This is a genomic window from Plantibacter sp. 2H11-2, assembly GCF_050031945.1.
In the GTDB taxonomy this organism is placed as follows: Bacteria; Actinomycetota; Actinomycetes; order Actinomycetales; family Microbacteriaceae; genus Plantibacter; species Plantibacter auratus.
In genome coordinates, this window is the sequence record NZ_JBNBBL010000011.1 from 38,703 (window position 1) to 50,742 (window position 12,040).

At 65.2% G+C, this 12,040-nt stretch carries 12 protein-coding genes; 6 read left to right on the forward strand and 6 right to left on the reverse strand.

All coding sequences use genetic code 11. From position 1 onward, the window contains the following. Window positions 1-28: 28 nt before the first annotated feature. The 6 genes from gyrB to dnaA all read right to left on the reverse strand — a co-directional run bounded on the left by gyrB (window position 29) and on the right by dnaA (window position 8,018). Entirely contained in the window at window positions 29-2,038 is a 2,010-nt protein-coding gene (gyrB, locus tag ACQG07_RS17650) for a DNA topoisomerase (ATP-hydrolyzing) subunit B (RefSeq protein ID WP_079704323.1), read from the reverse strand. A gap of 123 nt (window positions 2,039-2,161) precedes the next feature. Continuing rightward, the gene (locus tag ACQG07_RS17655; RefSeq protein WP_079704322.1) at window positions 2,162-2,686 is read right to left on the reverse strand and encodes a DUF721 domain-containing protein; all 525 of its coding nucleotides are present in this window, start codon (window positions 2,684-2,686) and stop codon (window positions 2,162-2,164) included. Next, window positions 2,679-3,908, reverse strand: coding sequence for a DNA replication/repair protein RecF (gene recF / locus ACQG07_RS17660; protein WP_426738990.1), 1,230 nt, complete (start codon window positions 3,906-3,908; stop codon window positions 2,679-2,681). Before recF ends, ACQG07_RS17655 begins: the two co-directional genes overlap by 8 nt. 160 nt (window positions 3,909-4,068) lie before the next feature. Continuing rightward, window positions 4,069-4,959: a phosphogluconate dehydrogenase (NAD(+)-dependent, decarboxylating) gene (gene gnd / locus ACQG07_RS17665; RefSeq protein ID WP_064294036.1), complete on the reverse strand. Its 891-nt coding sequence runs from the start codon at window positions 4,957-4,959 to the stop codon at window positions 4,069-4,071. Window positions 4,960-4,976: 17 nt separating this feature from the next. After that, on the reverse strand, window positions 4,977-6,128 hold the full coding sequence (gene dnaN / locus ACQG07_RS17670) for a DNA polymerase III subunit beta (RefSeq protein ID WP_064294037.1): 1,152 nt from the start codon (window positions 6,126-6,128) through the stop codon (window positions 4,977-4,979). A gap of 468 nt (window positions 6,129-6,596) precedes the next feature. Then, window positions 6,597-8,018, reverse strand: coding sequence for a chromosomal replication initiator protein DnaA (gene dnaA, locus ACQG07_RS17675; protein WP_064294038.1), 1,422 nt, complete (start codon window positions 8,016-8,018; stop codon window positions 6,597-6,599). Window positions 8,019-8,345: 327 nt separating this feature from the next. Between dnaA and rpmH the strand changes: the two genes are divergently transcribed. The 6 genes from rpmH to rsmG are packed head-to-tail and all read left to right on the forward strand — an operon-like array spanning window position 8,346 to window position 11,338. Then, on the forward strand, window positions 8,346-8,483 hold the full coding sequence (gene rpmH, locus ACQG07_RS17680; protein ID WP_056010217.1) for a 50S ribosomal protein L34: 138 nt from the start codon (window positions 8,346-8,348) through the stop codon (window positions 8,481-8,483). Between the two features lie 7 nt (window positions 8,484-8,490). Then, a complete protein-coding gene (rnpA, locus tag ACQG07_RS17685) occupies window positions 8,491-8,853 on the forward strand; it encodes a ribonuclease P protein component (RefSeq protein WP_274498867.1) in 363 nt (120 codons plus the stop codon). Continuing rightward, window positions 8,850-9,161, forward strand: coding sequence for a membrane protein insertion efficiency factor YidD (yidD, locus tag ACQG07_RS17690; RefSeq protein ID WP_079003764.1), 312 nt, complete (start codon window positions 8,850-8,852; stop codon window positions 9,159-9,161). Before rnpA ends, yidD begins: the two co-directional genes overlap by 4 nt. A 9-nt stretch (window positions 9,162-9,170) precedes the next feature. Beyond that, window positions 9,171-10,154, forward strand: coding sequence for a membrane protein insertase YidC (yidC, locus tag ACQG07_RS17695; protein WP_426738991.1), 984 nt, complete (start codon window positions 9,171-9,173; stop codon window positions 10,152-10,154). Between the two features lie 8 nt (window positions 10,155-10,162). Continuing rightward, a complete protein-coding gene (locus tag ACQG07_RS17700) occupies window positions 10,163-10,666 on the forward strand; it encodes a protein jag (protein WP_064294041.1) in 504 nt (167 codons plus the stop codon). Between the two features lie 30 nt (window positions 10,667-10,696). Continuing rightward, entirely contained in the window at window positions 10,697-11,338 is a 642-nt protein-coding gene (rsmG, locus tag ACQG07_RS17705) for a 16S rRNA (guanine(527)-N(7))-methyltransferase RsmG (protein WP_426738992.1), read from the forward strand. Window positions 11,339-12,040: the final 702 nt, after the last annotated feature.

Below are 12,040 nucleotides of genomic sequence, written 5' to 3' on the forward strand. Positions count from 1 at the left end.
ACCGATGGATGAGGGTGGTTCGTGCCACTCAGATGTCGAGGAAGCGGACGTCTTTCGCGTTCTTCTGGATGAAGGTCCGGCGGGACTCCACGTCCTCGCCCATGAGCGTGGAGAAGATCTCATCGGCAGCCGCGGCGTCGTCGAGGGTGACCTGGAGGAGCGTCCGCGTCTGCGGGTCCATCGTGGTCTCCCACAGCTCCTTGTAGTTCATCTCGCCGAGACCCTTGTAGCGCTGGATCCCGTTCTCCTTCGGGATGCGCTTGCCCGAGGCGACACCGTCGGTGAGGAGGGCGTCGCGTTCGCGGTCGCTGTACACGTACTGGTGGTCGGCGTTCGACCACTTCAGGCGGTAGAGCGGCGGCTGCGCGAGGTACACGTATCCGAGGTCGACGAGCGGGCGCATGTAGCGGAACAGGAGCGTCAGCAGCAGCGTCGTGATGTGCTGGCCGTCGACGTCGGCATCGGCCATGAGCACGATCTTGTGGTACCGCACCTTGTCGGGGTTGAAGTCCTCACCGATGCCGGCACCGAAGGCCGTGATCATGGCCTGGACCTCGTTGTTCGCGAGCGCGCGGTCGAGGCGTGCCTTCTCGACGTTGAGGATCTTGCCGCGGAGCGGGAGGATCGCCTGAGTCTCCGGGTTGCGACCCTGCACGGCGGAGCCGCCTGCGGAGTCACCCTCGACGATGAAGATCTCGGACAGCGACGGGTCCTTCGACTGGCAGTCCTTGAGCTTGCCGGGCATGCCGCCACCCTCGAGGAGACCCTTGCGACGGGCCGTCTCACGCGCCTTGCGGGCGGCGAGACGAGCGGTCGCGGCCTGCAGCGCCTTCCGGATGATCTCCTTGGCCTGGTTGGGGTTGCGGTCGAACCAGTCGTTGAGCTGTTCGCTGACGACCTTCTGCACGAACGCCTTCGCCTCGGTGTTGCCGAGTTTGGTCTTCGTCTGGCCCTCGAACTGCGGCTCGGAGAGCTTGACGGAGATGACGGCCGTGAGGCCTTCGCGGACGTCGTCGCCGGAGAGGTTGTCGTCCTTCTCCTTGAGGATGCCCTTCTCACGTGCGTACCGGTTCACGAGCGTGGTGAGCGCCGCACGGAACCCTTCTTCGTGGGTGCCGCCCTCGTGCGTGTTGATCGTGTTCGCGTAGGTGTGGACGCTCTCGTTGTACGCCGTCGTCCACTGCATCGCGACCTCGAGCGCGATTTTGCGCTCGGTGTTCTCCGACTCGAAGGAGATGATCTCGTCGTGGACGAGCTCGGCACGCTTGGCCTTGTTCAGGTACTCGACGTAGTCCTCGAGACCGCGCTCGTAGAAGAAGACGTCCTTGCGCTGTGAGTGGGCCGCCGAGTTGTCGTCGACGTCCTCGGCCTCGATGGCGTCGCGCAACGGCCGCTCGTCGGCGAGCTCGATACGGAGCCCCTTGTTGAGGAACGCCATCTGCTGGAAGCGGGTCCGGAGCGTCTCGTAGTCGAACTCCGTCGTCTCGAACGTCTCGGCGCTCGGCCAGAAGGTGATCGTGGTGCCCGTCTCGGAGGACGGTTCGTCCTCGTGGAGCGGGGCGTCGGGGACACCGTGCTGGAAGCTCTGGCGCCAGACCGAACCCTGACGACGGACCTCGACCGAGAGGCGCGTGGACAGTGCGTTGACGACGGACGAGCCGACGCCGTGGAGACCACCGGAGACCGCGTACCCGCCGCCACCGAACTTGCCGCCGGCGTGCAGGATGGTCAGGACGACCTCGACGGTCGACTTCTTCTCAACCGGGTGGATGTCGACCGGGATGCCTCGACCGTTGTCGATGACGCGGACGCCGCCGTCCTCCAGGATGGTCACGAGGATCGTGTCGCAGTAGCCGGCGAGGGCTTCGTCCACGGAGTTGTCGACGATCTCGTAGACCAGGTGGTGCAGACCACGTGGACCGGTGGACCCGATGTACATACCGGGCCGCTTCCGGACGGCTTCGAGACCTTCGAGAACCTGGATGGCACTTGCGCCGTAATCAGAGTCTTGGGCGTGCGTGTTGGGTTCTGATGTCATAGGAAAAGAGGGCTCCAAACCGTCGAGATTCGACCGTTCCATCCTACCAAACAGACCCCGTGAAGCCGCGAGAAAACGCCCGTTTGAGGCACTTTTCCATACCCGGAGGCCGTATTTGCCTCCCTAGCCGTAAGTATCGCGTGGACCACGCCCTGGGATCGACCTGGGGCCTCTTTTCCAGGAGGGTGCTCCGGGGCCCTGGAAACGGATCGTGTCGACACCGGCGTCGGGATAGCGTTCGGCGATGCGGACGAGGATCTCGTGGCGCATGTGCCGCAGCTGTGTCGCCCAGGCCGTCGACTGGCATTGGACGAGCAGGACGCCGTCCGCGATCGACACCGGTTCGGAGTACCTGGCGGTGTCCTCGCCGCACAACTCCGCCCAGTTCCCGAGGACCTCGTGCTGGGCGAGTGGCGAGTTCCACCCGAGTCCGGCGGTCAGCGAATCGATGACCGTCCCGAGGCCCTTGGGGTCGCGACCGACACCGTACGGCACCGAGTCCTGCGGCCCCTCGGCCGAGCGTTCGCGGCGCTTGCGATCACGGGAGATCCGTTCGCCACCGAAGATCTCCTTGAACCGGAGGTACACCGTGGCGGAGAGTTCCCCCGCCGGATCGGCGTCCCGTCCGAGTCGCCGCGGCTCAGTCATGCGTCGACTCCGTGAGGAGCGGCTCGTTCACTGTGCCGGCCGCATCTTCCGGACCGTCGACGATCCGTCCGGCTTCGATGCGCACGACGTGCGCGGTGAACCGTTCGGGGACGTCGTCGAACACGGCCGCGGTGATGATGACCTGGTCGTACTCCGCGACCGCGGCCGCGAGGCGTTCCCGGCGTCGCGAATCGAGCTCGGCGAAGACGTCGTCGAGGATGAGCACCGGATCGCCGAGGGACGAGTCGGCCCGGAGGAGCTCGGCCGAGGCGAGTTTGGCGGCGAGCGCGAACGACCACGATTCGCCGTGGCTCGCGTAGCCCTTGACCGGCAGCCCGTTGAGACCGAAGAACACGTCGTCGCGGTGCGGTCCGACGAGCGTCAGGCCCCGCTCGAGTTCGGCCGACCGACGCTGCGCGAGCGCCGCACGGAACCGTTCCGCGATGCGCGCCAGATCGACGGGCGCGCCCGGCTCCACGCCCTCCGTGGGATCGGCGGCTGCCGACTCGTCCTCGGCATCGGTGCCGGCGATACTGAGCACGGGCAGGAGGACCGGTCGGTGATCGTCGCCGGCCACGGCCTCGTACGCGGCACGCAGTGGCCCACCGAGCATGGCCAGGAGCTGCAGACGTTCGGCGATGATCTCCGTGCCGTACTGCACGAGTCGGTCGTCCCAGAGGTCGAGCGTCGCCAGGGGCCCGGACTTCAGCCCACGCGCCCTCGCCGACTTGAGGAGCGAGTTCCGCTGCTTCAGGGAGCGGTCGTAGTCGGCCATCACCCCGGCCAGGCGGGGGATCCGCTGCACGAGGAGCTGGTCGATGAACCGCCGGCGCGCCGACGGGTCGCCTCGGACGATCAAGAGGTCCTCCGGGGCGAACAGCACGGTGGACACGTACCGCGGCAGTTCGCGCGGCTTGATCTGCGACCGGTTCACCTGCGCGCGGTTGGCCGAACCCCGGTTGAGCTGCACCTCGGCGAGCAGCTCACGACCGTCGTGCACGATGCGCGCCCTGATGATCGCCGCGTCGGCACCGTGTCGGATGAGTGCCTGTTCAGAGGAGACCCGATGGGACCCGAGGCTGCTGAGGTATCCGATCGCCTCGACGAGGTTGGTCTTGCCTTGGCCATTGCGACCCACGAACAGATTGGGTCCGGGTTCGAGCGCCACATCGACCACCGCGTAGTTGCGGTAGTCGGTGAGATTCAAGTGCCGCACGATCACCACGTCACCCTACCGCCTCGCCCTGACGCCGAACGGGTCGGGGCGCCGTCGGACGTCCGAGCGCGCCCGTCACGACGGCGCAGGGTGAACGAAATCGACCCTCCAGCGGAGCGGAAGGCTCCGGGAGGGTCGATTTCGTTCGTCAGGAGACGTCGTGTCGTCAGTCGTCGGCCTTCTTGACCGCGTGTCCGCCGAACTGGTTGCGGAGTGCGGCGACCGCCTTCATGGCCGGCGAGTCCTCCTGGCGCGACACGAAGCGGGCGAAGATCGATGCCGAGATGGTCGGGACGGGCACCGCGTTCGCGATGGCCTCCTCGATCGTCCAGCGGCCCTCACCCGAGTCCTCGACGTAGCCCTCGATCTGCTCGAAGTCCGGGTCCTCCTCGAGGGCGCGGACGAGGAGCTCCAGCAGCCAGGACCGCACGACGGTGCCGCGCTGCCAGGCCTTGAAGGTGCCGGGCACGTCCTTGATGATGTCCTCGCGCTTGTCGAGGAGCTCGAAGCCCTCGGCGTACGCCTGCATGAGCGCGTACTCGATGCCGTTGTGCACCATCTTCGCGTAGTGGCCGGCGCCGACCTCTCCGACGTGGACGAAGCCCTCATCGCGCGGGCCTTCAGGACGCAGGGCGTCGAAGACGGGCATGACCCGCTCCACCTGCTCCTTGGAACCGCCGACCATGAGGCCGTAGCCGTTGTCGACACCCCAGACACCGCCGGAGACGCCGGCATCGATGTAGTCGATGCCCTTCGCCGACAGCAGCTCAGCGTGCTTGAAGTCGTCCGTGAAGCGGCTGTTGCCGCCGTCGATGATCAGGTCGCCGGCCTCGAGCAGGCCGTTCAGCTCCTCGACGACGGAGTCGGTGATGGCCCCGGCGGGGACCATGACCCAGACCGTGCGAGGTGCCGGGAGCGCAGCGACGAGGTCGCTGATCGTCGCAACGTCGGTGACATCGGGGTTCCGGTCGAAACCGGTGACCTCGATGCCGTTCGCACGCAGACGCGTGCGCATGTTGTTGCCCATCTTGCCGAGACCGACGAGACCGATGTGCATGGTGGATCCTTTGCGTGTCAGCGCAGCAGCAGGTTCGGCTGCAGCAGGTACTTGTAGCTGTCGGCACCCGGCTGATCCTTGGAGGATTGGCTCGTGATGAGCATGGGTCCCGGCTTGTTCGTGTTCTCCGTCTTCGTGAACGAGAACCGCACGTACTCGCTCCGGACCGCGGTCAGACCGTCGATCAGGAACTGCGGCTTGAGGGAGAGCACGATGTCGTCGCCGGTGAGGAGGGCGTCGATGCCCTCGGATGCCTGCGCCTGCTCGGATCCGACGGCTTCGAGCGTGAGGCCGTCGATGGTGAAGGTGAAGCGGAGAGCCGCTTCGCGCTCGAGGACGAGCGACATGCGCCTGGTCGCCTCGATGAGTTCCGCGGTGTTGATGATCGCGTAGTTGTCGGTCGTCTCGGGGAAGAGCCGCTTGACCGGCGGGAAGTTGCCCTTGATCAGCAGCGAGGTGACCGTCTTGCGGTCGGCCCGGAACGCGATGAGCTCGCGGTCGTCGCGATTCGTGATCGCGACGTTGATGTTGCCGCTGTGGCCGAAGGTCTTGCCGACCTCCTGGAGCGTGCGGGCCGGCACGAGGGCTGTGATCGTCTCGCTGGAACCGTCGCCCTGGCCCGAGTCCCAGTCGATCTCGCGGACCGCGACGCGGTAGCGGTCGGTCGCGACGAGGCTGAGGCTCGTCTTGGAGACCTCGAGCTGCACGCCGGTGATGACCGGGGTCACGTCGTCGCGGCTTGCGGCGACAGCGACCTGGCTCACTGCGGTGGCGAACTCGTCGGCGGGCACGAGGCCGAAGTCGGCGTCGACCTGCGGGATCGTCGGGTACTCCTCGACGGGCATCGATCCGAGCGTGAACCGGGCAGAACCACAGGTGACCTCGATGCGGTTCTCGACCTTGCTGAACCGGACGGGTGCGTTCGGAAGGCGGCTGGCGATCTCCGAGAGCAGCCGGCCGTTGACGAGTGCCGTGCCGGCCTCCTCGACCTCGGCCGCGATGCCGGTCTGGCTGGAGACCTCGTAGTCGAAGGAGGACAGGATGAGACCGTCGTCACCGGCTTCGATGAGGATGCCGTTCAGGATCGGCAGCGTCGGGCGCTGCGGGAGCAGCTTCACTGCGAACGAGACGGCTTCGCTGAATACATCCCGGTTGACGCTGAATCGCACGACAAGTCCCCTGTCTCTGGCTCTCGATGACGTCACCAATGCTAGTGGGTCTGCTTCCGGGGTCGAGTGGGACGAGGTGCTGTGGAGAAGCGAGCCTGGGGAAAGGTTGTTTGGCGGAGAGATCATTGAATTAACGGTTAACAGTCTTAACCGGTGTGGAAACTGTGGATAAGTCCGCCGAACCCGCTCGAACACAGGGAACTACATGTGTGTAACTTGGTGGTGGCCTGTGGAGAGAACGACACGAGGGTGTGGGACGCGGAGGCCGGTGAACGATGTTCACTCACAAGCCTGCCTGGAGCTTCCACATCTCTCCACAGGTTATCCACAGGGCTGCGAGGTCGGAATGTGGACAGATCGGGCTCGGATCATGTCGTCGAATGAGCGCTCGTCGTCGCCTGATGAACGAAATCGGCCCCTCGAGCGCACCGAGTGCGTCGAGGGGCCGGAAACGTTCACCAGGACGCGTCAGGCGCCGTAGCGGAGGTTCTGCTTGATGCGGCTCGTGAGCTCGGTCACCTGGTTGTAGATCGAGCGCTTCTCCTGCATGAGGTCGGTGATCTTCCGGTTGGCGTACATGACCGTCGTGTGGTCCCGGTTGCCGAACAGCTGACCGATCTTCGGGAGTGAGAGGTTCGTGAGCTCGCGACAGAGGTACATCGCGATCTGACGCGCCGTCGCGACCGCCTGCGACCGGCTCGAGCCGTACAGGTCGTCGACCGAGAGTTTGAAGTAGTCCGCCGTCGTGTTGATGATGTCGATCGGCGAGATGACGTTGTCGTCGTCGAGGCTGATGACGTCCTTCAACACCGTCTGGGCCAACGTCATGTCGACGGCGGTCCGGTTCAGGCTCGCGAACGCGACGACCCGGATGAGCGTGCCCTCCAGCTCACGGATGTTGCTCGACACCTTGGTGGCGATGAACTCGAGGACCTCGTCCGGGATGTGCAGCTTCTCGTTCTGCGCCTTCTTGCGCAGGATCGCGATGCGCGTCTCGAGGTCGGGAGCCTGGACGTCGGTGATGAGTCCCCACTCGAAGCGCGAACGCATCCGCTCTTCGAAGCCGGTGAGCGCCTTCGGCGGCAGGTCGCTGGTGATGACCACCTGCTTGTTGTGATCGTGCAGGGTGTTGAAGGTGTGGAAGAACGCCTCCTGCGTCTCCGCCTTGCCCTGAAGGAACTGGATGTCGTCGATCAGCAGGATGTCGATGTCGCGGTACCGCGACTGGAAGAACGAGCCGCGGTTGTTGGCGATCGAGTTGATGAAGTCGTTCGTGAACTCCTCGCTGGACACGTACCGGACGCGGATCCCCGCGTAGAGGTTCATCGCGTAGTGGCCGATGGCGTGGAGGAGGTGGGTCTTGCCGAGCCCGGAGTCGCCGTACACGAACAGCGGGTTGTAGGCCTTGGCCGGCGCTTCGGCCACGGCGACCGCGGCCGCGTGCGCGAACCGGTTGGACTGACCGATGACGAAGTTGTCGAAGCTGTACTTCGGGTTGAGTCGGGTGTCGTTCTCGCGAGCCGGCAGCGTGGGGGTCGGGGTCAGCTGCGGTTGCGGTGACTCGAGCGGTGCCGGGTCGATGTGCTGGAAGCCGGTCTGCTCGTACCGTTCCTCGACGATGTCGGGGTTGACGACGATCGCGTAGTTGCCGACGGGGCCGCCGTCGACGATGGACGCGAGTGCGGCGAGGATCGGTGCCCGCATGCGCTGGTTGAGCATGCCCATCGTGAACTCGTTGGGCACCTCCAGGTAGAAGGTGCCGCCCATGATGCCCTTGGGGACGATGAGGTTGAGGAACCCGCGGAGCGGCGGGGTGATGCGGTCGTCGACGGAGAGGATCTCGAGCACCGATTGCCAGGTCTCAGCGATCGCATCGTCGGCGTCCGACATAGTTCTCCCCACACATACTCACAGGTTCATCCACAGGCTCTCCCCTGAGTATTCGGGGCTGAGCGCGGTGCTATCCACACGCTGTGCATAACCCGAGGGCTTACGCTAACAACACGTCGCCCCAGTCCCAAATCACTGTACGGCCGCCCTGCGTGTCACTGCTACAATTTCTGTGAATCCTGTGGATAATCATTCGTTTGGGCGCCGCTGGTTTGACCTTCGCGCGAGTAGACCGTAGGTTTAATCAGTTGACTTCTGCCCACGGGCACCCTTCCGTACCCTGCTGCCACCTGTGCAGTGGTGGGTCATGATCCGGAGATCGTAATTATGAGCAAGAGAACCTTCCAGCCGAACAACCGTCGTCGCGCCAAGAAGCACGGCTTCCGTCTGCGCATGCGCACGCGTGCCGGCCGCGGCATCCTGTCGGCTCGTCGCGCCAAGGGCCGCACCGAACTCTCCGCGTAGAGCCGTCGTGCTCGAGCGTGCGAGCCGGATCACGTCCGGCGACGACTACCGAGGGGTAGTTCGTCGCGGGTCCCGGTTCGTCGGCGAGCACACGGTCACGTACGTACGCATGAACCCGAAGGGCGGACAGCCGCGCTTCGGGTTCATCGTTGCGAAAACGGTCGGTAACGCAGTGACCCGCAATCTTGTCAGACGTCGTTTGAAGGCCATCTGTCACGACAGCGTCGTTCAGGCTGCCCACGGCGCTGACGTGGTCATCCGGGCGCTGCCGTCTGCAGCGACGGCGCCGTTCGCCTCGCTCCATGCCGAGGTCGATCGCGCCTTCGCCAAACGCGGCGTCATCGTCGAGAGTTCGGACGCGCACCGATGAACGGCGTCCTCGCTGCCACCTGCCTCGCGCCCCGCAATGCTGCGGTGCTGGCGCTTCGCGGGTATCGCGCCGCGATCTCTCCGCTGTACGGCGACGTCTGCCGGTATTACCCCAGCTGTTCCGCGTACGCTCTGGGAGCGGTGCAGCAACACGGTGTCGTCGTCGGTTCGGCGATGGCAGCGGCCCGCATCGCGAGATGCCACCCCTGGGCAGCACCTCGCTTCGACGAGGTGCCACCCAAGAAGAACTTCCGGTACAGCGTCACTTCTCACGGATTTGTCGTGCAACCGAGCCACGGAAAGGGCTGACCCGCACCTATGGACATCATCGGCACAATTCTCTGGCCGCTCAAATGGGCGGTCGAGCTGCTCCTCGTGGGCTGGCACCTGCTGTGGACGGCCATCGGACTCGACCCCGCGGCCGGTATCACCTGGGTCCTCTCGATCGTCGGGCTCGTCCTCGTCGTCCGTGCCGCCCTGATCCCCCTGTTCATCAAGCAGATCAAGAGCCAGCGCAAGATGCTCGAGATCGCGCCGCAGATGAAGAAGGTGCAGGAGAAGTACAAGGGCAAGCGCGACCAGGCCAGCCGTGAGGCGATGTCCCGCGAGACGATGGAGCTGTACAAGAAGCACGGCACCTCCCCCGTCAGCGGATGTCTGCCGCTGCTCGTCCAGATGCCGATCTTCTTCGCCCTGTTCTCCGTGCTCAACGACGCCCAGAAGAGCAAGGCCGGCGTCGGTCCCCTGAACGAGACCCTCGCCGTGCAGTTCGGCGACGCGAGCCTCTTCGGGATCGCTCCGCTGCACACGAGCATGCAGGCGGCACTCGCCGGCAACCCGGTCAACTGGGCGGTCGTCATCATCGCCGCCGTCATGGTCATCCTCATGTGCGCGTCGCAGTTCATCACGCAGCTGCAGATCGTGTCGAAGAACATGTCGGCCGAGACGAAGGCCAGCCCGCAGTTCAAGCAGCAGCGGATCCTCCTCTACATCCTGCCCTTCGTGTTCCTCTTCTCCGGCTTCGCCTTCCCGCTCGGCGTCATGTTCTACTGGCTGACGTCCAACGCGTGGACAATGGTGCAGCAGTTCCTCGTCATCCGGAACATGCCGACGCCTGGTTCCGACGCTGCGAAGGCTCGTGAGGAGCGTCTCGCTCGGAAGGGCAAGCTTATGACGCCGAACGGCGACGTCATCTCGATCTCCGAGGCGCCGGTACCCGAGAAGAAGACCCCGACGCAGCGCCAGCAGCCCATGGGCAAGGCGCGTGCGAAGAAGCAGCAGACCGACGGACGAGACAAGTAGGAGTATCGGTGACTGACCAGGAACTGGCCCCGGCCCAGGACGAAGCACCCACCATCACGCAGCTCGAAGAAGAGGGCGACGTCGCAGCGGACTACATCGAGGAGTTCCTCGACATCTGCGACATCGATGGCGACATCGACATCGATGCCCGCAATGGTCGCGCGTACGTGTCGATCGACTCCCCCACGGAGAGCAACCTGCGTCTCCTGTCGCGTCCCGACACGGTGAACGCACTGCAGGAGCTGACCCGCCTGGCTGTTCAGAACCGTACCGGTGGCTTCTCCCGGCTCATCCTCGACATCGGCGGATCCCGCGAAGCACGTCAGCAGGAGCTCGGCGCCCTCGTGGAGCGAGCGGTCGAGCGCATCGAGGCCGGTTCCACCGAGGCGGCACTCCCCCCGATGTCGAGCTACGAGCGCAAGCTCGTCCACGACATCGTGTCGGCTCGCGGCTTCGTGTCCGAGTCCCACGGCGAAGGCCGCGACCGTCACACCGTCATCACCCGCGGCTGACGCGGCCTGATCGTTTCACGTGAAACTGCGATGACTGACGTGCCTGCAGGACTCGAACCGGAACCGGCGGAAGCAGCCGAGTTGTTCGGCGACCGGATCGATGTCGGTCGTGCATTCGCCGCGAACCTGGCGGAGTTCGGTGAGCCACTCGGGCTGATCGGGCCCCTGGAGCTTCCGCGTCTCTGGACGCGCCACATCCTCAACAGTGTGATCGTGGCCCCGCTCCTTCATCCCGGACGAGTCGGGGACGTCGGCACTGGCGCTGGGCTGCCTGGACTGGTCCTTGCGATCGCCCGGCCGGACGTCGAGTTCGTGCTCATCGAACCGATGGAACGTCGGGTCGCCTGGCTCAACGACCAGGTAGGCGTCCTCGGGCTCGAGAACGTCATCGTCGTGCGAGCGCGCGCTGAGGAGGTTCGTCTCGATGAGCCCCTCGACCAGGTGACCGCTCGGGCGGTCAGCGCATTGCGAAAGCTACTCCCCCTCACCGCTCCCCTGCTTCGGGACGGCGGAGAGCTGGTCCTCATGAAGGGTGCCGGCGCTCAGGCGGAGGTCGACGCGTCGAACAAGGAGCTTCGCAAGTACCGGGTCTCCGGCGTCGAGGTTCGAACGCTTGGCGAGGGCGTTCTCGCGGAGCCGACCCGAGTCATCGTGGGAACCGTCCGCGGCTGAAGTCGGGCGAGAGCTCTTGGGGCCTCCGCGAGGGGCCTCACAGACGATGTTCGGCGGTTTGCGAGCTCTCGGGAGAATGGCTCCTGACGAACCCCGCTGGAGAGCAAGGCCATTTCAGGGGTCCTGAGTTCGTCAGGAACGATTCTCCGGTCCATCCGGACACGAAATTGGGGCGTTGGGCGGGCCGGATTCGAGTGTTTTCTGACGTTTGCCAGCAGTAGTGCTCCTGGTATCTCATATATGTTCTTCACCAAGCCTGTAGCCCCAGTCTCGTGACGCGGCGCCGGCACCGCGATCGACGGGCGGCGATGCTCCGCGCTCCGGTGGTCGGCGCACCCAGACGTCCATGCTGTTGTGCGCGGTGGCCGGCCAGCTAGCTGCCTTTTCGGAGATGATGGACGAGTGCGGGTGGCAACGGTGGACCTCCCAGGTTGGTGATCCGGTCGGGCTTGTCAGGGATCTGTGGTCCTCGTTCGAATCCCGGGTGGGTCCGAGGCTTTCCTTGGTTGCAGGGAAGATGCATCGCCCCGTTCCGGTCCCACACGTTCAACGGACTCGCGGCGGTGCATCACGTGGCGGACCTGTCGTTGGAGACCTGCTGCGAGATGCGGATTTCGCCAGTTCCTCAGGTGCCTGCGGGCCGACTGGCGCCCGACCGTTGGCAGGCTCATGTCCACCGCCGGGTCGGTGCTGTCTGAGGTG